Below are 22,861 nucleotides of genomic sequence, written 5' to 3' on the forward strand. Positions count from 1 at the left end.
TCAATAATATTGAATTTATAATTTCTACGTGTATATCAGTGCTGGCTATAATTGTTTCAGCAGTTGTTGCTAAAAATATACTAAAAAAAGAATTGCAAGAAAATAGAAAATTAGAACTTGAATTAAAAAATGCTGAAATTTTACAGCAAGTGAGAAATTATAACAATACATTAGTAATAAGACAAATAGACAACTTGATAGAAATATCTTTTGAAATAATTGATTATTTGAATGAAATTGAAAGTCTAAAGTTGTCAAATAAACTCTTTTATTTACTAGAAGACATTTCAAAAATTCCAACTATGATTAAGAGGTACGATTTGTTTCGGGAATTTGCCGCGGATTATAGATTAAATACTATCAATAAATACAATTATCTTATTAAAAAAATAAATAAAAATAAACATAGGTTTAAATTATTAGAAAATACTATTGAGTTCAACAAAGTAAGGATATCAATTGAACTTCCAGATTTTGAAGAAATAATGGATGATATAATACGAGATACTAAAATTTGCCAAAATATAATTTTAGAAACAAATAAGTTAGAGGAAAATTTATCAACCACTGATGATGACAGAATAAATTATATGAATAAAAAAATTGAAAGTGAATTAAAAAATAAAATTTTCTCGGATAAAAATATTTATGAGGTCTTATATAATAAAATGTCATACGCAATAAGTTCATTATATAAAATACAACCATTGATATCTGAATTTATAATTGACTTTGAAGAAGACTAAAAAGATATATTGGTTTTAAAAATTTAAAGCTTTAGTTTGGATTTTTTTGAATATATGTTTTACGAAAGGAATTTTTTATAAATTAAATCAGTTTTTCATTTTTCAAGAATCCCACAGTAATAAATTCTCTGGACAGGAATTTTTTGAAGTAGTATTATTATTTGAATCGGAAGAAGAGCGTATGGAATTTAAAGAAATTTTATGAATAATTGGTATAAGAAAAGAATATTTAAAAAATGCACACGTGCCAAGTATTCCGAATTTTCCTCAGTACAAAGAGGGGGCATTTATTTAAGAATATGAAAATGCATTAGTTCTCAATAAAATGTTAGAAGAATTTACAAATAGTTGATAATAAATATATTCCCACATACGAGGAGGCTTTTGAAAAATACCAAGTTTTATCCATACTGACCACTTAATCCCATTGCGAAATGATTTAAAAATACTAATAATGCTTGAAAAAACTTTATAAGATAATAGGAGGAAAAATGAGTAAAACTGCTGTACTAATTTATGATTCTTTTTGCAACTTTGAAATAAGCGTTGCACTTGAAATTTTAGCGCTTAATAATAGAGAAATTGTTGTATTTGCAAAGGATACCGAAGTTGTAACAAGTGAAGAAGGCCTAAAAATATTGCCTGATAAAGATATTTATGACATAGATATTGGTGAATTTGATAGTTTATTACTGCCAGGTGCAGCAGATATAGAAGCTGCTGTAGAAGATGAAGAAATAATAGAATTTATAAAAAAATTTAATGGAAAAATAATTGGCGCTATATCAATTGCTCCAATTTTGTTAGTTAAAGCTGGCATGCTAAATGGAAAAGCTTTTATGGCTGGAGTAAATAAAGAAGATCTTCTAGAAGAAGGATTTTTAGAAGCTGAATTAGTTAAGATGAAAGACTGGAATGAATGCATAGAAAATTCTATAGAAGATGGATATATTTTAGAAGATAAAATTATCACTTCAGTTTCTTATAATTTTATAAAGTTTGGACTACAGTTTGCAAAAATGTTAGGAATAGAAATTTCTCCAAAAAGTTTTGGAATTTAAAGTAATTATAGAAGAGATTAATGAATTAACCATGAAGACAATAAAAAATAAAAATATAAAAATTATCAAAAATAACAAGCAGTCATATTTAAAAGTTTTCGCAAGTGGGATACTTATAGGCTGTCTAACAAGATTATTGGACTTTTGTTCAATGGATTCCCTGTGGGGTTTTTCATCTATCCAAACCTTGTTGGGTTTTTGGATGATTACAAATACCTTAATCGTATTATTTAGCTCCTCAAATTTAGTTGCAGGTCTTAGTTCATTTATATACATGTTTGCAATGACCCTAAGTTTTTATGGCTTGCAACCAATACTTGGGATTTTTATTCCCTTGTTTACAGATGGATTTAGATTTTCCTTATTTTTAATGTTTACAATCCTATCTATTCCATGTGCACTTGCAGCCTATATTTTGTATTATTGGAATGAGGATAAGGTCTATAATTCTATTTTATATGCCTTACCAGTTGGGGCTTTATTATCAGAAACCATAGCTACTTTTGTAAACCTGCTAATAAATCATACATTTTTATTTCAATTTTTGATGGACTTAATTGGAGGGAGTGTATTTGCAGTATTATTTTTTAAAAAAGCAAAAAACAAAGCTCTATATTTTATATCAATAATAGTTAGCACAATAATTTTTTATTTCGTTTTATATCACAAGGAAGTTGCAGCATGGTTATAGACTTGATGATGATAGTTTAAATGACTGAGAATTTAAAAGGATTATAAGTTAAAAAATTAAAAATCTTTATAATAAAGAGTAGTCGGTGGTAATATGAATCAAAAGATGAAAGCAAATATAGAAAAAATTTAAAAATATAAAAATAGTAGTTATGTTGATCAGCCGTACTCAGGCATTTGGAAATTAAGAGAGGAATACAGTAGATCAGGAAGAGAGTATTTCAATTTGTTCCTCATAAGTTTTAAATGGTTTGCTCATATATATACCTCATAAAAAAAACGCCCCCCACGTATGGAAAGGGCTTGTTCCTTATCTATATTGTAACAGGAAATTTTATTAATTCTAGTACTTGTAGAAATAAAATTTGTATGCATAGAAACTATAAAGATATTAAGAGTGGTTTATAATCAATCAATTAGTGGTCATATTTCCACACACGAGGCTTTTGAAAATTTGTTAGTCTTATCCATACTGACCACTCAAGTCATGTTGAAGCCCTAGCCCTACTTGTCAAGGAGCGAAGCGACGCTGAAAAGTAGAGGCAGGTCAGCAGACATTTGCACCAAATCAAAGATTTGGGCAAATGGTTGCATCAGACCTACATTGATTCGCTTTCGCTCATCATGTTAGGTCTAGATCATGCAAAGATTTCCCAAGAGAAGCGACCGATTAGGGAGCTTCGATTGGCAGAAATCGACTACTAAGACTATAGCGTTGATACAAAAGATGTAAATTTATAAATCCTGCATTTTAAGCAGTTTATAAGCATTTTGTATTTGAAAAAGATGAAGAAGGATATGTAAAAAAGACTCAAAAAATTACATGGATGTTAGAGTAGTTCTGCAACTGGTATGAGGAAACACAAAAATATAATTAACTCGTTTTGTACTTTCTACAAGAGTAGCTTAAAAGGCTGCTCTTTTTTTATTAAAGGGTGTAAGGTTTCGTTACATCCTTTTTCAAAAAATGGAAAACTCATAAGCAACTTTACATATTCGCTTTTATAACATATAACAAAAGCATAAACGAGAGGAGGCGGACTATGAATACACTTAAAGAATATATCCAAGAAAATTTAGTACTCACAAACAAAGAAGCAGAAGAACTTGGATACAGTAGGCATAATTTATCCGAATTAACAAAAATCGGACAATTAGAAAGATTAAGACCAGGACTGTATCAATTAAAAGGAAAAGTAATAGACGATTTTGTTTTAATATCATCCAATAGTAATCGAATTATATTTTCTCATCAAACAGCCCTCTACCTCCACGACCTATCCGATAGGACTCCAAATGTATTTCATATATCTGTTCCCCAAGGCTACAATGCAAGCCATATCAAAAAGAGATACGAGGATCTACAAGTTCACTATGTAAAGAAAGATTTATACGAACTTGGAAAGACAGAAATAAAATCACCACAAGGCAATCATATCCCAGTTTACGATATAGATCGAACAATTTGCGATACCATAATCGACAGAGAAAAAATAGATAAGCAAATTTTCACAGAAGCAATAAAAAGATACTTTAAATCACCAAATAAAAATCTAAGACGACTCATAAAATACAGTAGACTATTTAAAATAGAAGATGAAATTAGAAAATATATGGAGGCATTATTGTGATTAATATCGAGAGTATAAAGGGCAAGATAAGAAGTCTGGCAGAGAAGAAAAATAAATTTTGGCACCTATTTTAAAAAATGATAGGTGCTTTTTTGATTTCGGAAAATTAATGATGGGATATTGGCTAATATAATAAAAAATTGTAGGAGAAATTATAAATATTAGTGTTTACGATTGAATAGTATTTGAAATAAAAGACATCTCTTACATAAGAGAAGAAGACGAGTACAAGAACTTTAGAATTTCACTAATGGCAAATGTTAGAATGACCAAAAATCCTATGAAACTTGACCTGACGACAGGAGATACAATTTAACAGACGCTGTCTGGCAAATTGTAGACAAGAAAAATTAAGTAAAAGAGAAGTGGAATTATTCTACTCTTTTTTTGCTTGCATTTAGAATATTTAAAACTAAATAAATTGCATGTAAATTGCTTAGCCTAGTACATAAGACAAAAGCTTTATAGCAATAAAACAGAGAGATTTTGTTAAAACATTTGGACGATTAAAAACAAATATTGATAGCTAAGAAAATGACAAAAATATTAGTATCTGGTCTTCTAAACTCTTAAAAGCAAAAGAACAAGTAAAGAGTCAAGATAAGGATGAAAAAAACATATTAGGGCAAATAAAGACTCTATAATATCTGTTGGGTGGGAGTAACTCTCTAATAGATATTTTTATGGAAAAAAATTGATAACCTTTTATTATATATAATAAAGCATTAGCTTTAACTTTGTTCAGGTTTTATGAATTAGATTATTGATAAGTAAGGTGAAAAGGACTTGGAAATTAAAAATTTCTGACAAAATTAACACAATTGACAATATTTATCAATTAACGATATAATTATAATTAACCAAGGATTAAAAAAAGGAGGAATAAATGAAAGGAAATTTTAAAAGAATGTTTGCGCTCTTGATAGCGTTAATTATAAGTATATCTTCTCTGGGAAGTAGTACTTATGCAGAGAGTATGTATTTTCGAGATGAAAATCAAGACGAAATCTATAATCTAAACGAAAATATAACTGAACCAGTCTTAAACCCCGAATACACATACTACATCAATCACAGGGACGAATTTATTTACGGATATATCCCGGAAAAATACATAAATGTAAGGGAGAAAAGCAGTCTTAGAAGTAGAAAGAAAAGGTCTTTAGATCAATTGAGGGAAGCAGGGTTTCCCCAAAAATATGATTCAAGAGAAAGAAATATTATAAGCCCTGTAAAAAATCAGTACATGGCGGGAGTTTGTTGGGCCTTCTCATCTCTTTCGACGATTGAAACTCTTTTGCTAAAAGAAGGCAAGGGAGAATTTGATTTTTCTGAAGGCCACATGGCATACAATGCATCTAAGGATGTGGACTTGGAAAGGGGCGGCAACAATCTGATAGCCATGAGATATTTTTCAAGACTGGCAGGGCCTGTCCAAGAAAAAAATGCTAAAGAATACGAAATCGTAGAGAACAATCCAAGAGTAGGTAGCAAAACTTTTGACAATAGGACAGTAAATCTCATGGATGATGCCGACAAACAATTGCACGAATTTTATGTGCCGGACATGATAGAGCTAGATTGCAACGTGGGTAATATAAAAAAATGTGTCATGGAATACGGCTCTGTTGCGAGTGGCTACTATGATGATAACGATTTCAATGATGCTTATGGATATGAAAAGACCAACCCTAACGACAAGTATCACAGAGTTAAAATACAAGATTTTGGCAATTTAGGCAAAAGGGCTATAGTCAACCACCAAGTCACAATAGTGGGTTGGGATGATGAAATGAAAATCATCAACAAGAAAAATGAAGAAGCTACGGGAGCTTTTTTAGTAAAAAATTCTTGGGGTAAGAAAAAAATCGGAGAAAAGGAAGATGGATTTATGTGGATATCCTATGACTCCTTTACTAAAGGGAAAAGAGATCCCCTATTCATCTTTCCAAGAATAGAAGATGCTAAAGATAAGTCTACCCACATCTATACCTACTCTGACTACAAGGGCAACAGAACTGAAATTGGAAATGGAACCAATGCCAACGGAGCGATAAACATCTACAAAAGACAGACCAAAGAGCCTGAAAAGCTAACCGATGTGAGGTTTTATAATAGCTCTAATACTCCAGTATGGTATGAGATATATATGACAGAAGATAGTGACAATTTTAAAACTCAAGAGAGAACTTTCAACTATCAGGGAGGAGAAGTTAAAAAGCTCATCATTAAAGAGAATTCAAATTGGAAAAAAATAGCAAGTGGAAACTTGAGTCACGCTGGATTTTATACCATAAAAGTAAATGACGACATAAGCCTATCTAAGGACAAGTTTGCCCTAAAATTCAGAAGCAACGCAAAGACTATTTCTTGTTACGACTACCAAAGTAATCAAGATGTGTCCTTCCTTTATAATGGACCAGAAAGCGAATCATATTACAACATAGACAAAAACTTCACTCTAGGTGCTTTGACAAAAGAAATAGACATGCCAGCGGTGCAAGTATCTGTCTTAGACAAGTTTGAAAAAGCAAAAGAAAATTATAAGCTTGAAGAAATAAAGCCACTTAAGGTGGAAATAAAAAACATAGGTAACACAGATATAAGCAAGCTAAACATCAGCCTGGAAGGCAAAGACAAGGCATCTTTTGACATAGTTGAAGGCGAGTTTGCAGATGTCAATCTCATAAAGGGTTCCAGCTTAGAAATCAAAATAAAGCCCAAAGAAGGACTAAAAGCAAAAAGCCAAGTGGGCGAAGCTTATGAAGCTTATCTGAGTATTTCGGCAGATAATTTAAAGACAGTAAAATCTGACAGCTTTAAATTCCAAGTAGAAAAAGATATAGAAGTAAACAAAGAGATTGTTGAATTTGGAGATGAGAATTTAAAAGAATTTATTTTAGACCTTTTAAAAGACAAGAATCATTCATCAAGAAGGGGTAGAGGCCCGTATAAAGCTGATATAGTTTTAGATAATCCCAACTATGAAAAGGATAAAGATATCGAAGACCTATATGACTTTGAAATGAAAATGTTCAAGAACTTCACTTATAGGAGAAAAGATCTAAAAGACACTAAAGGTCTAGAAAAAATGACTAATCTCACAGAGCTAGCCTTGCAAGCAAACAAAATAAAAAGTTTGGATTTCTTAAAAGACTTTAAAAATTTGACAATTTTAAAAGTTTATTCTAATGAAATAGAAGATATAACCCCACTAAAAAACTTAGTAGGATTAAAAACTTTATATATCGATGGAAATAAAATAAAAGACTTTTCACCTATAAAAGACTTGACCTTTTCACAAAATAAATTCTCCTTTGGCAAGCAAAATATCGACATCAAACTAAAGGGAAATGCCTTTAGCATAAACTTAATAGACAAAGAAGGCAGAAGCTATAATCTGGAAGAGGCAAGACTCGGCTCTAGCTTAAACGGAGATTATCAAAACATAATAGAAAAAGGCGACAATGGCATCTACAAATTCATACAAAAGCCAGAAGATACTGTACTAAACATAGGAAAAGCTAATAATACAGGAACTCCAACATGGATAATAAACATAGATGCATCTGCTCTTCCAAAGCATGAAGACGAAAATCCAAACCCAAATGAAGGCGGAGACAATGAGGAAGAAACGCCGACTCCACCAAGCCAAAGAACAAGGGTAGATTTTGAAATAGACGACACGCAAAAAAATATATCTGTCCTCAAAGAAGCTATTTTGAAAATTTTAAAATCTGGAGAAAAAGACTTTAATTCTAAGGACGGATATGGAGGAGAAATTTCTGCTACGCTTTCTAAAACTTACAAAAAACCTCAAGCAGAAAATGAAATTTTTGAAGATGAAATGGCTCTATTTACTAATCTAAGCATCACAAAAAACATGTACTTGGTGAGCTTAAAAGGACTGGAAAAGGCAACGAACCTAGAGAGCTTGACTCTTTTTGAAAACTCAATAAGAGATCTAAGTCCTATCAAGACTCTAAAAAACTTGAAGACTATAAACATGGACTCAAATTATATAGAAGATATCAGTGCTTTAGAAAATCTATCCAGTCTGCAATCCATAAGTTTTATAAGCAACGAGATTAAAGACATGACTTCCTTGCAAAATCTGAAAAATTTGAAGCTTATTAATCTTGGCAAAAACAAGATTCAAGATTTGAGTCCCTTGAAAAATCTAGGCAAGTTAGAGAATTTGAGCCTATACGACAATGAAATAGAAGACATAAGCACTTTGAAAAATTTGCCGGGTATCACATATCTGAGATTGGAAAACAACAACATAAAAGATGTTTCGGCCCTTGAAGGAAACAAAGTCTTTGCAAACTTTTCCTTTGCAAATAATAGAATTTGTGACTTCTCACCCTTGAAAAATAGAATCAGAGGCTATACCTATGCCAGGGCCACAAACGATCAAAGAATAGAGCTCACCCCAGAAAAAAATCCCTTTACTCTAGTTTTAAAAGACTGCAGCGGCAAGAGCTATAACTTGGAAGCAGATTTCATAGAAAAAGTAGGAGAAAACACGTACAAGTACAAGGCTCAAACTAAAAACACAATAGGAGTAAAGGATGATTTTTATAGCAATATAGCAGGAAAATATGCCTGGATTGTGACAATTAATCCTGTAAAGTTAATACAAGCTGACAAGGAAAAACTTGAAAAGGCAATAGAAGATGGCGAAAATAAAATAAATCAACTGCAAAAATTGTTGCCAGAAGAAAAGAAAGACTTTATAGAAAAGATTAAAAAAGCCCAAGATCCAGCTCAAATTGAAAAAATAAATAAAGAAGCTGCTGACCTTGATAAGACTAGAAAAGAAGAAGCGGCAGCTGATGATGAAAGAAAAGCGATAGAAGTTAAAAAATTAGCAGCTGCTAAAAAAGAAGCAAAATCTAAAGTTGCTGCACTTTATAACTTAACTGAAGAAGAAAAGGCTGATATCCTTAAGAGAATAGATGGAGCTACTTCAAAAGCAAATGTAATTGATATAATTACAGAAGCAGAAAAAGAAAATAACAATAAAGTTCCTGAAACTGGAAGAGACCAAAATCCATGGGGACCAATATATAATTACAACCCATTCTGGTCACTACAATTTTATTCACCAACAATAACTGCAAGCAAGCCAGCCACCGAAACAAAAGTTCCAGTAGAAATAAAGATGGATTCTAAACTTGTTATCGGTTCAAAAACTTTTGTAGTTACAGTAGATGGTGTCCAAAAAGAAGTGAAAATGGATGTAGAGCCATTTATTTCAAACAATAGAACCATGCTACCTATTAGATTTGTAGCAGAAGCTTTAGGATTTAAGGTAGAATGGGATGATCCAACTAGAACAGTTATCTTAACAGATAAAGACACAGTAGTTAAAATACCAGTGGATACAAATCAAATAATTGTAAATGGCAAAGTATTTGAAAGTGATACAGCCCCAATTCTTAAGAGCAATAGAACAATGCTTCCAATTGCAAACATCGCAAGAGCATTAGGTCTAGTAGATGGCAAAGACATAATCTGGGATGGAGCTACAAAAGAAGTAATAATTAAAAGAAATATTGCAAAATAATCCATTTCTATTTAAAAAGGGCACTTAGGTGTCCTTTTTCTACTTTATAAGATAAATTTTATACTAATTGTCCACCTTGTTGACAAGACAAAAGATTTAGAGAACCTAAAACAAGGAGATTTTGTTAAAATATTTGGATAAGTAAAAAAAGCATTGACAATAACGGAAAGGAACATAAAAATGTCCGTATTTTGTCTTCTAAGCTCTTAAAAGCAAAAGAACAGGTAAAGAGTCAAGACAAGGATAAAAAGTCCATATTAGGGCAAATAAAAAGATTTAAGACAGACGAGAAAGCCAAATCAAAAAAGAAAGACCATAGCAAAGGAACAGAGAGATAAATATCGGCAGTCTTTGAACCGAACCCATAAATACTGAACAATTTTAGTAGGTTCTGTAAATAATTTTGTGTATCAACCCAAATCCTGGTAAAAGGGTAAGGGTTGATACATTTTTTTATGTATCAATTTCTGTCCATTTCTAAGGAATAGATCTTTTCTTGATTTGACACAACTTTAATAAACTGTCAATTTTTCATCAAAATTTACAGCAGATTTCATAATCAAATTTGAGCTTAATTAAAACATCCATTCAAAAAATATTTACAATTGAGATAAGATTTGATTTCAGCCACGTATTCTACTTGTCAATTTGCTTGAAGCATCTACCATTGTTAGGTATAAGTTTTTTTGTAAAGCTTAATTATTGAGTAATATAGTCTTCTTTTTTTTCACCTTTATTAGTTGCCTATTGAAGTTTTCTAGGATATTTGTTGTATATATTAGGCTTCATATTCTTCTGGATATTTAAAATATATTGATAGTTCTGTCCAGTTATTTTTCCAAGAGCTTACGCACATTGGATATTTTTCATCCCATTTTTCTTAAAAGATGCATAGATTTGTTATTGCTAAGTCTTCTGTTTATGCTTTGGTTACAGCTTATTTAATTTCGTGTATATTTTTGTATTTATTAAATTTTACACGAAAGTAGAATGAGTTTTTATTTATTACTTGTGCCGCATTTAATTTTACATGCGATAGAATATAAATAATTAGTACAAATATATAATCTTATAACATTAGTAAAAAGAAATCTTTGAAAGGCTACAAAGGTATAGGATAAAAGAAATTAATGCAATATGAAGATTTGTTTATTGAAGAGCTAAAGATAGCATGCGAGTTTAAAATAAGACAATAGCTTCTTAGGGCTAATTTTTTACGAATTTGTTTATATTAGTCAATCCTAAGAATGATGATTTTATATCAATCCTTCCTCTTTCATAAGAGATAACTCTCTTGAAAGGGCAGGCCTATTACAAGCTAAAAATTTCGCCAAATCCTCTCTGGATAATTTATTAGAAAATAAGGAGTCTTTCCCATATTTATCTATATATTTATTAATTTTTTCCCTAATCTTAGGTTTAGAATATATATCTAATTTGTAGGTTAAGTATGAAATTTGCTCATTATACAATTTTATAATATTTTCCATAAAAATCGGTCTGCTTGAACAGGACTTTTTATTTTCTTCAAAGATTTCGCTAACATCAAGGGCCAAAACTTTAGAATCTTTTTTTGCAATCATAAATCTATCAGTTAGGGAGAAAAAATTCAAAGAAAAAGAATCTGAAGCCTCATAAATTCTATCTATAATTTCCTTATCATCATCTATTGTAGATAGATCAATTCTTCCATTCAAAACTATACCTGCCTTAAAGCCCTTAGAAAAATCATATAGATATTCGCCTTTACTAAAAATTAAGGTTTTATGATCAATACAAGAAAGTATGTGGCGTATAGTACTTTCGTCTAAACCATAAAATAATTTACTTTTTAAAATAATTTTTTCCATAAAATCTCCCCCTTTGTTGCTTCTGCAACTGCAACAAAAATTATCTATGTTATAATTATAAACGTAATGATAACTATTATCAAGGAGGAAGAGAAAATGGAAAAAAGTAAAATTAATTTTGGGCATGATTTTTTAAAGATGCTTGGAAGAACAAGACTCAGACCAGGCGGCGGTCTTATGACCGATTGGTTACTTGATCAGGTACAGATTGATAAAGATATGAAGGTTTTGGAAGTTGCTTGCAATAGAGGAGATAACCTAATAAGAGTTTATACTAAATATAAATGCAAAATAATAGGCATAGACAATGACCAAGTTGTCATAGATCAAGCTTTGGAGAATATAAAGCTTTTAGGTCTAGACAAAGAAATTGAAGTTATGAATATGGATGCCTTAAAATTGGATTTTGAGGATGAAACATTTGATTTAATAATTAATGAAGCAATGCTTACCATGCTTCCAAATGAAGAAAAAGCACAGGCTCTTAAAAATTATCACAGAGCTTTAAAAAAAGGCGGCTATTTATTAACTCATGATGTGGCAGTGGAAAATGAAAGTGAAGATATAAGAAGGCAACTTTCAAAATTTACAAATATGAATGTTTATCCTCTAACCGTAGAAAATTGGAACAAACTGTTTATAGAAAATTCTTTTAAACCTTTTTCACAAAGGACTGGCAGGATGATTCTCTTAGACAGGGATACAATCATAAAAGATGAGGGACCAGTAGGGGCTGCAAATTTTTATAAAAATGCTTATGCAGAAGAAAATAGGGATAGATTTGTAAAAATGTTAGAGCGGTCTAAAAATACAAAAATTTCTTATATAGTTTTAGCAAGTAAAAAGGAGTATTAGATGAAAGCTATTAAAAAAATATCATTAATTTTATGCTTGACAGTGCTTGCCTTAACAGGAATGACTGCTTGTGGCAATACAAAACCTGAACAAAATTTAGAAAGTAAGGAAGTAGCTCAAACTGAGAAAAAGGAAGAAAAGACAGAAGAAACTAAAGATGAAAATAAAAAAACCAGGACAATCACAGACCACGCAGGTAACACGGTAGAGGTTCCTGAGAAAATTGAAAGAATAGTAATAGACCAGATTCCTATTTTATCTACTTATATGGCTTATCACCATGGGAAGGCTCCGTATATTGTTGGTTATGCGGGTTCTCTTAAGCAGGTAATTTCAAATACAGTTTTAAAAGATATAGCTCCAGAGCTTCTTGATAGCCAAAATACAGTTCAAGCTCAATCTGACATTAATATTGAGGAAATAATGAAGCTTAAACCAGATGTTATTTTTTACAATGCTTCGAATAAAGAACACTATGAAACTCTTAAAAAGACAGGGATTCCGTGTGTAGGATTTGCTACAGTTGGTACAAATGGACCAGCTGACCCAATAGATAGGTACACACAATGGTTAAAGCTCTTAGAAGATGTATTTGGCGAAAACGGAAAGACAGATGATTTTATAAAAGCAGGTCAAGATATTGTAAAAGATGTTGAAGAGAGAATTTCAAAAATAGATGATAGCAAAAAACCAACTGGTGTGATTTTATGGAAGTATGTTCAAGGTGTACCAATGGTTGCTGGCAAAGGTGTTTTTGGGGATTTCTGGCTAAATAGAATTGGTGTTAAAAATTTAGCTAATGAAACAAAAGGTTTTGCCAAAGTTTCTATTGAACAATTTTATCAATGGGATCCAGATATACTTTATCTTGATGGACCTGGTCTTCTTGATATTACAACAAAAGATGTATTTGAAAATTCAGTAGAAGGTATCAATTTTTCAAACATGAAAGCTGTTAAGGATAAAAAAGTATATAATACTAAGCTTGGTATGTGGAATTGGTTTACACCAAATCCAGACGGACCACTTGTACTAGCTTGGCTTGCAAAATCAACTTACCCAGAAGAATTTAAAGACTATGATCTAAAAGCAATGATTAAAGATTACTATAAAACATGGTATGATTATGAATTAACAAATGAACAAATTGAGGATATGTTTGATATATGATTAAAGAAATCTTTATCAAAGATAAAAAGATAACAGCAAGCTCATATGTGATACTAATTAGTCTACCTATATTGATCAGCGTTTTGGCACTTGCTATTGGGAGAATGCCTCTAAGCATCAGACAGATTGTAGATTTTTTCAATGCTTATTTAAGCGGAAGGGATTATGACCCCATGCTTGAATCAGTAATAATAAATGTAAGATTACCAAGGATTATTACTGGTCTAATAGTTGGAGCTGGTCTTTCCGCAGCAGGTCTTGCCTTTCAAGGGGTTTTTTCAAACCCATTGGCAACTCCTGATATATTGGGCGTAAGTTCAGCTGCAAGTCTTGGAGCTGTAATTGGAATACTTTTATCACTTTCCACCCTATCTATTCAAGTCTTTGCTTTAGCTTTTGGATTAATTGGAGTAGTTTTGACCCTTTATATCGGTAAGGGTAGAACTAAATCATCAACGATAATGCTTATATTGGCGGGTCTTGTGGTTTCTTCATTATCAAATGCTCTAGCGTCTCTTCTAAAATATACAGCAGACCCGACAGATAAGTTGCCAGCCATCAGTTATTGGCTTATGGGCTCTTTTGCAAGATCATCTTATAAAAATTTGATGCTTTCAGCACCCCTAATAATTTTGGGAATCATCATAATAAGACTCTTGATATTTAGGCTAAATATTATGAGCCTATCAGAAGATGAAGCAAAAAGTCTCGGGGTTAATGTCAAAAAAACCAGACTTATTTTTATATTTGCATCAACACTTATTACAGCTTCATCTATATCAATGTGTGGTCAAGTCGGATGGATTGGTTTGATAATTCCTCACATGGCAAGGATGATGGTAGGAGCCAACAACACTCATACCCTACCCTTTAGCATATCTTTAGGAGCAAGTCTTATGGTATTAATAGAAGCTTTATCAAGAACAGTTTCTGTAATAGAACTACCAATATCAGTTCTTACAGCAATAATAGGAGCTCCAATTTTTATAAGTTTAATTAGAAAAACTGGGGGTGGTTTCAATTAAATTAGAAATAAAAGATGCAGGATTTTATTATGATAAAAATCATGTATTATTTAAGAATTTATCTTTTTGTCTGGAGCAAGGTCAGGTTTTATCTATTTTAGGACCCAATGGAGTTGGTAAGACTAGCCTTATAAGATGTATATGTGATTTTGAAAAATGGAAACTAGGAAATAGTTTTATGGATGGAAAAGATATTTCAAGTTTTAATAGAAGAGACTTATGGTCTAACATATCCTATGTTCCACAAAAAAGGTCATTTTCTTTTGAATATTCTGGAATTGATATGGTAGTGTTAGGGCTTTCTAGTAAAATTGGACCATTTGCAAAACCAAGCGCAAGAGAATATAAGAAGGCAAATAATATTATGAAAAGTTTAGCTATCGAGAATCTTAAAGATAAGTCATGTTCTGTGATGAGTGGGGGAGAACTTCAGATGGTTCTAATAGCTAGAGCTTTAATATCAGATCCAAGTTTAATCATATTAGATGAGCCAGAAAGTGGTCTTGATTTTAAAAATCAACTTAAAATAATTTCATTAATCAAAAAACTATCCAAGATAGATAATATTAGTGTTATTATAAATACTCATTACCCAGCACATGCTCTTGAAATAGCGGATAAATGCTTGATATTAATGGAAAATGCTAGACATAAAATAGGCAAAACATCTGATATTATCTGTAAGGAAAATATGAAAGACGCCTTTGGGGTAGAGGTCTTACTTGAAAAAATAAAAAAAGATAAGAAAGAATATGAGACTGTAATACCAATTAGGATAGTAGGAGATTAAAATGAAAAATATTAGTAAGGGAAAAATATTGATACCAGAAGAAGTCATACCTATAAAAGACAATCAAACTATAAGCAAGAAACTTGTAGATTTATATGATCTTCACATCCTGCTTATGAGTCTGGACCAAGATACCAGCATTTCCCCTGAATTTTATGCTGAAGAAAGATTATATTTTGTTTTAAAAGGCGAGATTAACTTTAATAATGAAAAACTTATAAATAATGAATTAATACTTTTTGAAAAAAATAAACTTTTTGACATAGAGACAAATAAAAAAAGTATATTTTTAGAAATCGCAATTAACTTAGAGGAGGAAGAAATGAAAAATATTGACAAAGGAAAGAAAATTAAACTAGTTGACTATTTAGATTATGTAGATGGAGGAATCGCAAACATTGACATTGTATCAAAAGAAGGGTTTAGGCTTGTTCTAATGGCATTTGATGCAGGGGAGGGGCTAAAACCACACAAGGCTCCTGGAGACGCTCTTGTCCTAGCGCTTGAGGGCAAGGCGAAGCTTCTTGTTGGAGATAAAGAAGTCGAGATTGAATCCGGAGAACAAATAGTATTTCCTGCAAATGTAATCCATAATGTAACTGCAATTACAAGATTTAAGATGATGTTAATCTTATCTATAGATAAATAACAAAAGATCTTGAATGATTTTTTATCGTAAATCTAAAACTTAAAATTGGGTCTATTGGGCTGTTACAAAAGTCCTAGCATAGAAAAAAAGACAAGGAAACTAAAAATCCTCGTCTTTTTTTTGAAACAATGAATTTATGAAAAAAATTACAAATACATCATCTTTTAGAAAAAAGATTCTTCCTGAAACTGTGCAAGAAATGATGCACAGATTCCTTTATTTTATCAGATGGTTTTTAAACAACTAATTTCAATACTAAGAGGGAGAAAGAGTCCAATAAAAAATTTCATCAAGAAGTGGAAAAGGAGAAGTTATATTCTATGTCATTTAAAGCTGATTTTGTTGGAGAACCATATTAGGTTTCTTGTTATTACAAAAATAGTCGTTGTCCTATTTGTATTTATACAAAGCAGTTGGGAGTAGATGAATTAATACCTCTATTTTTTGAGCTTGATGTGGTTATAATAGTTCTTCAACAAAGATCACACCGCAGAAAAGATGCCATAGCAATGGAGCCAATTGTTGCGATTTTTTAGCAAAGGCGATAGAGAAAGAACCAAAGCCATAAGGATAAGATATGGGGTGTAAAAAATAAAATTTAGCTTAATCACAGTAATCGCATTTTAAATTGTGATGTTTGCAAGCTAAATTACGAACCTCACTAGGAAGTTTTCCCTTGTATCTTTTGTAATAGATGGAAAATTTGCTATGGGATGTGTATCCAACAGATTCTGCAATTCCCTTTATAGGTAGATCGGTATTTAAGAGAAGAGTTTCAGCTACATTAATTCTTTTTCTTTGAGTGTATTCTGTAATGCTTTGACCATATTTTTCTTTGAACAAATTTTTTAATTTCGTTCCGCTCATTTTAGATATTTTTTCAAGGGTTTCTTGATTTACATTCATGGCGAAATGATCATCTAAGAATCTTGCTACATCTTCAAGTGCTTTATTATCATCAGATTCAATTTTATATTTTTTTCTATTTAAGTAGGTATCGATTACTATACTTATCCACTCATTTGCTTTGGCTTTAAAGAAAAAATCAGCGGCAGGAGCGTCCATCTTACAATTTAATATTTCCATTGCCACTTTTTCCAATGACTTTGTAAGTATTATTTGATTTGTTTGAAGTAAAGCCCTATAAAAGGATTCAAGATCGATATTAATGGATGACAGGTGCTTTTCTAAAAGTTCTCTTTTAAATCCAACAGAAACAGTGAGATAGTAACTATTCTCGTGTAATAAAAATAGAAAGTCATCTTCTATATTGTCAAAATCAAGAGTATATAAGGAGTTTGGCGTCAAAGTTTGATAAGGGTTAAATTTTTCACCGTTTGCACTTACAATATAGCTAGAGCATATCGAAACATAGTTTTCCATACTATAAGTACTATTTTGAATAACTTCTTCTTTGATATAAAAATCGTGGATATCAATAATAAATTCATTTCCTTCATAAAACCAATATAGGCCTTCTGCATTAATTGAATCATCTTTACTCCAACAAAATGTATGCCCTGCACTTGAATATTTCTTATTATTTTTACATTCATCTACGTTCATATATTCTTTTACAAAATCATAATATGTCATAACACACTATCCCTTTTAGACAATATTCCAATTAGCTTTATTAATTCAAAACTATTGTATTAGTAATTATAACTGATGTATAATAAAAACGCAATGATAATTATTATCTCCTAGGCAAATTTGAATCTAATAGGAATATTAAGGAGGGGAATATGAAAATTTATAAAAGGCTTTTTTCCTATGTGCCTGAAGAAAAACATAATGGATATATAGCAGTTTTTTTATCAGCACTATCTGCATTTTTAATGGTGTACGGATATTCGTTACTGTATAAACTTTTAAGAAGTTCCATTGTTGAAGGGGATTTATTAGTAGCTAGGACTTTGTCCATTCAAGCTGTCTTATATTTGACGATAGGGGCATTAGTTTACTTTTTGTCGGGCTTTTTTTCTCATAAACTTGGATTTCGCTTAGAAACTAATTTAAGAAAAAAAGGTATAGATGGACTTACAGGAGCAAGTTTTCGCTTTTATGATTTAAACCCATCTGGAATTATAAGGAAAACTATTGATGACAATGCAGCTAAAACTCATACGGCAGTAGCACATATGATACCAGATAACTCTCAAGCTTTTTTAATTCCAGTATTATCTTTAATACTTGCCTTTTCTATTAGTAGCAGAGTGGGATTAGTTATTCTTATACTAACAATAGTAGGGGCTCTTATTTTAAAGAACATGATGGGTGGAGGAGAGTTCATGGAATACTACCAAAAATCCTTAGAAATTTTAAGTGGTGAAACAGTTGAATATGTCAGAGGCATGCAAGTTGTTAAAATATTCGGAGCTACTGTAGAGTCTTTTAAAACTCTTTATAAGGCGATTAAGGATTATTCTAAGTATGCTCTTGATTACTCAATTAGTTCTAAAAAACCTTATGTACTATATCAATGGATATTTTTTGGAATTATTACAATTTTGTCTATCCCTATAGTTTTTACCATAAATAAAGTTAATAATGCTAATTTGCTTATTGTTGAACTATTCATGATTTTGTTTTTAAGTGGAGTAATGATGGTTTCATTTATGAAAATTATGTGGGCTAGTATGAACATCTTTAACGCTAGGTATGCGGTAGATACTTTGGAAGATTTATATAAAAAGATGAATGAAGATAAATTGTCTTATGGAGAGAATATTAATTTCAAAAACTATAATATAGAGTTTGATAATGTAACATTCGGTTACAATGGAAATAAAGTATTAGAAAATTTATCTTTTAAATTAGAAGAAGGAAAAAAATATGCCTTGGTGGGTCATTCAGGATCAGGTAAATCGACTATTGTAAAGCTATTATCTGGTTTTTACAAAGTAGATAGTGGCAGTATAAAGATTGGAGAGAGACCCTTAGAATCTTATAGTAAGGATGCTCTAATAAACACAATTTCTTTTGTTTTTCAGGATAGCAAACTTTTTAAGACATCTATTTACGAAAATGTTGCTCTTGCTAATAGAAATGCAAGTAGAGAAGAAGTTATGAAGGCTATGGAACTTGCAGGTTGTAATGTTATTTTAAATAAGTTTCCTGAAAGGGAGAATACCATAATCGGCTCAAAAGGAGTCTATTTATCAGGAGGAGAAAAACAGAGAATTGCTATTGCAAGAGCCATGCTCAAGAAATCTAAAATTGTAATTATGGATGAAGCTAGTGCTTCTATTGATCCAGACAATGAGTATGAGCTTCAAAAGGCCTTTAAAAACCTTATGAAAGATAAAACAGTTATTATGATTGCCCATAGAATAAGTAGTATTCGTTCCGTTGATGAAATTTTAGTTTTGGATAACGGTGAAATAATTGAAAGAGGCAGTGATCAAGAACTTATTTCAAAAGGTGGAAAATATAAGGAATTATTAGAGCTTTACGATAGTGCAAATCAATGGAGGGTTAAAGATGAGGAAATTTTATAAAAAACGCTTTTGTCTGACTGATAAAGGGGCAAAAGATCTCACTAAATCTACTATATCGAGTTTCTTGGTTTACTGTATTAATATGGTCCCTGCCTTTATTTTAATGATGTTAACAGATGAGCTTCTTTTGAAAAATGTTAAAAGCCCTTATTTATATTTTGGCGTTTCTGTTGTTACATTAGTAATAATGTATGTTTTGTTAGCCAAAGAATATGATGATCTTTATACTACAACTTATGAAGAGAGTGCTAATTTAAGAATAGATATTGCTGAAACTCTATCAAAACTTCCCCTATCCTACTTCTCAAAACATAATTTATCAGATATATCTCAAACGATTATGGCAGATGTGGAAAAAGTAGAACATGCTATGAGTCATTCAATACCTAAAGTAGGAGGAATGGTTTTATTTTTCCCACTAATTGGAATTATGTTAATGATAGGTAATTTTAAGATGGGGCTTGCAGTAATGATCCCAACTATTTTAAGTTTTATACTAATACCTATTGCTAAAAAGTCGCAGGTAAAAGGAAACAAGAAATATCACAAGGTACTTAGAGAAAACTCAGAAAAATTCCAAGAAACCATTGAACTTCAACAAGAAATAAATAGTTTTAACTTATCCGATGAAGTGAGGTCTTCGTTATATATGCAGATGGATGAAAGTGAAAAAATACATCTTAAAGTTGAACAAGGCTCTCTTTTTGTAATGGGTTTATCCTCTGCTCTTGGCTTTGTAAGTATTGCAGTAGTTAGTTTTGTTGGGATTAGCCTTATTCTATCTGGGGAGATTGACATTTTATATCTCTTAGGTTATTTAATGGCTGCCATAAAAATAAAAGATATTTTCGATTTATCAAAAGAAGGATTATTAGAAGTGTTCTCTATAGATCCAAGTGTTGAAAGGATTAGGGAGATTAAGGAAACAAAAATTCAAGAGGGTAAAGATGTAGAACTGAATATGTTTGATATAGTCTTTAAAAATGTAGCTTTTTCTTATGATGATAATCAGGTTTTAAAGGACATTAGCTTTACTGCGAAACAGGGAGAGGTAACGGCTCTAGTTGGAGCTTCTGGCTCTGGAAAGACAAGTATATTAAGATTAATATCAAGATTATATGATTATGATAAAGGTCAAATTTTAATAGATGGAAAGGATATAAAAAACATTTCCACAGATTCTTTATTTAAGAAAATATCTATTGTTTTTCAAGATGTTACTTTATTTAACTCATCTATATTAGAAAATATTCGTATAGGTAAAAAAGATGCCAGCTATGAAGAAGTTGTAAAGGCAGCTACCCTTGCAAATTGTATGGATTTTATTAATAAACTTCCTAATGGGTTAGATACAGTTATAGGAGAAAATGGGTCAGAGCTTTCTGGTGGTGAAAGACAAAGACTTTCTATAGCTAGAGCCTTTCTGAAGGACGCACCAATACTTATATTAGATGAAATATCAGCAAGTTTAGATGTGGACAATGAAAAGAAAATCCAAGAAAGTTTGAATAAATTAATAAAGGATAAAACCGTTATTATTATATCCCATAGATTAAAATCTATTGAAAATGTAGACAAAATTATAGTCATAGAAAATGGATATGTGGAAAGTCAAGGCAATCATAAAGAACTGATAGAAGAATCAAAATTGTATAACAATTTATTAGAAAAAACAAAACTAGCAGAAGAATTTATTTATTGAGGGGATTAAAAATGAAACAAAACATGAAAGAACAGTTGTTAACCAAGAAGCCATTGTCTTTAATGTTTCAATTATCTATACCAGCAGTAATTGGGATGGTAGTTATAGGCCTATATCCACTTATGGATGGAATATTTGCTGGACAAATAATTGGCGAGAATGCTATGGCGGCTTGCTCAATAGCTATGCCGCTTACATTTTTTAATAATGGGATTGCAACGCTTATAGGGATAGGTTCGGCATCCATTTTATCAAGAGCCATGGGAAAGGGTGATAAAGATACTATAGACAAGCTTATGGGAAATCTTATCTATTGGATTATATTTTTTTCAACGATCCTAACAATAGGAGGAATACTTCTAGGACCCTATTTTTTAGATTTAATTGGAGCAACAGGAGAAATAAAGGCATTAGGAATAAGGTATTTAAGAATAATATTTCTAGGCTCAATTTTTGTAAACTTTACCCAGTCAGCCAATATGGTTATGCGTGGCGAAGGACTTATGAAAAGAGCAATGAGTATCATGGGACTTGGTGCCTTTATCAATATAGCTCTTGATCCAATACTAATGAAATTAATGGGTGATTATGCCATTGAGGGAGCAGCTATAGCAACTGTAACAGCACAAATAATCCAAGCGGTTATTACTCTTTATTATTTTAAGAGTAAAAGCGAAAATGTAAAAATAAAGAAAATAAAAAAAGAAAAAGATATATCAAAGGAAATGTTTGGAGTAGGAGTATCAGCTATGATCATGCAAGTATTTTTCATGGTTCAACAAACATTGCTTTATAGACAAGCTTTTAGATATGGAGGAGATCCAAATGCAATATTAATGTCGGCAACTTTGAGAATTTATGGATTTTCATTTATACCAATTTGGGGAATGAGTCAGGGGTTACAGCCGATTATTGGTACAAACTTTGGAGCAAAACAATACGATAGAGTAAAGGAAACTATGAAGATATTTTCTATAGGAGGAACAGTACTTGCAGCAATTTTTTGGTTACCAGCACAAGTATTTTCAAAACAGTTACTTGGTTTATTTAAAGTAAGTCAGGATATAATTTCAAGCGGAGTTAATAATTTCAGAATGTTCTATTCAGTATTTATTCTTTATGGAATTATGATTATGACAATAACTTTTTTCCAAGCGATAGGGGATGGGAAAAAAGCTGGAATGATTGTAATGTTAAGACAGCTAATACTACTTGTTCCAGCCTTACTTATATTACCAAGAGTATTCGGAGTAGGGGCTGTTTGGTGGGCAGAACCAGTTGTAGATTTTACTATGATAATGGTAGGTTTAGCAATGCAAGCAAAGGCTCTTTCAAATATGAATGTAAATGATTAAAAATAAAATAAAGAGACAAACAAAAATAACAGAAGAATTTATTTATTAGGAGGACATAAGCAAAGACTTGCAATAGCATCTGTTATGTGCAAGGATTCTCCGCTTGTCTATTTCGACGAACCTTCAAGTGATATGGATTATTCCAATATGATAAAAATATCGGCAGTCTTTGAACTGCCTTTATTTTTTATTTAGTTTAACGCAGCAAATCATATAATTGAAAGAAATCTGTTTTATATGCTATAATTGAGTTGATAATAAA

At 31.2% G+C, this 22,861-nt stretch carries 15 protein-coding genes and 3 pseudogenes; 16 read left to right on the forward strand and 2 right to left on the reverse strand.

Annotated elements, in window-relative coordinates; all coding sequences use genetic code 11:
- Window positions 1–38 precede the first annotated feature (38 nt).
- The 7 genes and pseudogenes from HMPREF9225_RS05475 (at window position 39) to HMPREF9225_RS05495 (ending at window position 9,700) form a co-directional block, all read left to right on the forward strand.
- The gene (locus HMPREF9225_RS05475) at window positions 39–746 is read left to right on the forward strand and encodes a hypothetical protein (protein ID WP_008901958.1); all 708 of its coding nucleotides are present in this window, start codon (window positions 39–41) and stop codon (window positions 744–746) included.
- A gap of 491 nt (window positions 747–1,237) precedes the next feature.
- The gene (locus tag HMPREF9225_RS05480) at window positions 1,238–1,807 is read left to right on the forward strand and encodes a DJ-1/PfpI family protein (protein ID WP_040551331.1); all 570 of its coding nucleotides are present in this window, start codon (window positions 1,238–1,240) and stop codon (window positions 1,805–1,807) included.
- Window positions 1,808–1,838: 31 nt separating this feature from the next.
- Window positions 1,839–2,498 (forward strand): hypothetical protein, encoded by a 660-nt coding sequence (locus HMPREF9225_RS10410; protein ID WP_211203943.1) that lies wholly within the window; start codon window positions 1,839–1,841, stop codon window positions 2,496–2,498.
- A 1,042-nt stretch (window positions 2,499–3,540) separates the two neighbouring features.
- Window positions 3,541–4,128, forward strand: a complete 588-nt coding sequence (locus HMPREF9225_RS05490; RefSeq protein ID WP_008901962.1) for a type IV toxin-antitoxin system AbiEi family antitoxin domain-containing protein — start codon at window positions 3,541–3,543, stop codon at window positions 4,126–4,128.
- A gap of 136 nt (window positions 4,129–4,264) precedes the next feature.
- Window positions 4,265–4,441 (forward strand): annotated as a pseudogene (locus HMPREF9225_RS10500) (nucleotidyl transferase AbiEii/AbiGii toxin family protein); the annotation flags it as partial.
- Between the two features lie 238 nt (window positions 4,442–4,679).
- Window positions 4,680–4,766 (forward strand): annotated as a pseudogene (locus HMPREF9225_RS10505) (DNA-binding protein); the annotation flags it as partial.
- Window positions 4,767–5,014: 248 nt separating this feature from the next.
- On the forward strand, window positions 5,015–9,700 hold the full coding sequence (locus tag HMPREF9225_RS05495) for a stalk domain-containing protein (RefSeq protein ID WP_008901963.1): 4,686 nt from the start codon (window positions 5,015–5,017) through the stop codon (window positions 9,698–9,700).
- 1,256 nt (window positions 9,701–10,956) lie between these two features.
- On the opposite strand, the gene HMPREF9225_RS05500 is transcribed toward HMPREF9225_RS05495, so the two are convergent.
- Window positions 10,957–11,550 (reverse strand): Crp/Fnr family transcriptional regulator, encoded by a 594-nt coding sequence (locus HMPREF9225_RS05500; RefSeq protein WP_008901965.1) that lies wholly within the window; start codon window positions 11,548–11,550, stop codon window positions 10,957–10,959.
- Between the two features lie 96 nt (window positions 11,551–11,646).
- Between HMPREF9225_RS05500 and HMPREF9225_RS05505 the strand changes: the two genes are divergently transcribed.
- From HMPREF9225_RS05505 to HMPREF9225_RS05525, 5 genes are read left to right on the forward strand one after another with little or no spacing between them, the layout of a single operon-like run.
- Complete coding sequence (locus HMPREF9225_RS05505; RefSeq protein WP_040551333.1) at window positions 11,647–12,405, forward strand: class I SAM-dependent methyltransferase; 759 nt, start codon at window positions 11,647–11,649, stop codon at window positions 12,403–12,405.
- Window positions 12,406–13,575: an ABC transporter substrate-binding protein gene (locus HMPREF9225_RS05510; RefSeq protein WP_008901967.1), complete on the forward strand. Its 1,170-nt coding sequence runs from the start codon at window positions 12,406–12,408 to the stop codon at window positions 13,573–13,575. It begins immediately after the preceding gene.
- A complete protein-coding gene (locus HMPREF9225_RS05515; RefSeq protein ID WP_008901968.1) occupies window positions 13,572–14,600 on the forward strand; it encodes a FecCD family ABC transporter permease in 1,029 nt (342 codons plus the stop codon). The genes HMPREF9225_RS05510 and HMPREF9225_RS05515 overlap by 4 nt, the downstream gene beginning before the upstream one ends.
- The gene (locus HMPREF9225_RS05520) at window positions 14,587–15,390 is read left to right on the forward strand and encodes an ABC transporter ATP-binding protein (RefSeq protein WP_008901969.1); all 804 of its coding nucleotides are present in this window, start codon (window positions 14,587–14,589) and stop codon (window positions 15,388–15,390) included. The genes HMPREF9225_RS05515 and HMPREF9225_RS05520 overlap by 14 nt, the downstream gene beginning before the upstream one ends.
- A gap of 1 nt (window position 15,391) precedes the next feature.
- Window positions 15,392–16,039, forward strand: a complete 648-nt coding sequence (locus HMPREF9225_RS05525; protein ID WP_008901970.1) for a cupin domain-containing protein — start codon at window positions 15,392–15,394, stop codon at window positions 16,037–16,039.
- A gap of 603 nt (window positions 16,040–16,642) precedes the next feature.
- Here HMPREF9225_RS05525 and HMPREF9225_RS05530 read toward each other — a convergent pair.
- On the reverse strand, window positions 16,643–17,635 hold the full coding sequence (locus HMPREF9225_RS05530) for a helix-turn-helix domain-containing protein (RefSeq protein WP_008901971.1): 993 nt from the start codon (window positions 17,633–17,635) through the stop codon (window positions 16,643–16,645).
- 152 nt (window positions 17,636–17,787) lie between these two features.
- On the opposite strand from HMPREF9225_RS05530, the gene HMPREF9225_RS05535 reads away from it, so the two are divergent.
- The 4 genes and pseudogenes from HMPREF9225_RS05535 to HMPREF9225_RS10650 form a co-directional block, all read left to right on the forward strand.
- Entirely contained in the window at window positions 17,788–19,542 is a 1,755-nt protein-coding gene (locus HMPREF9225_RS05535; RefSeq protein WP_008901972.1) for an ABC transporter ATP-binding protein, read from the forward strand.
- Window positions 19,526–21,244 (forward strand): ABC transporter ATP-binding protein, encoded by a 1,719-nt coding sequence (locus HMPREF9225_RS05540; RefSeq protein ID WP_008901973.1) that lies wholly within the window; start codon window positions 19,526–19,528, stop codon window positions 21,242–21,244. Before HMPREF9225_RS05535 ends, HMPREF9225_RS05540 begins: the two co-directional genes overlap by 17 nt.
- A gap of 11 nt (window positions 21,245–21,255) precedes the next feature.
- On the forward strand, window positions 21,256–22,599 hold the full coding sequence (locus HMPREF9225_RS05545; protein WP_008901974.1) for an MATE family efflux transporter: 1,344 nt from the start codon (window positions 21,256–21,258) through the stop codon (window positions 22,597–22,599).
- Window positions 22,600–22,641: 42 nt separating this feature from the next.
- Window positions 22,642–22,773, forward strand: a pseudogene (locus HMPREF9225_RS10650) (ABC transporter ATP-binding protein); the annotation flags it as partial.
- Window positions 22,774–22,861 lie beyond the last annotated feature (88 nt).

The sequence above is a fragment of the Peptoniphilus duerdenii ATCC BAA-1640 genome, assembly GCF_000146345.1.
Taxonomy (GTDB): domain Bacteria; phylum Bacillota; class Clostridia; order Tissierellales; family Peptoniphilaceae; genus Peptoniphilus_B; species Peptoniphilus_B duerdenii.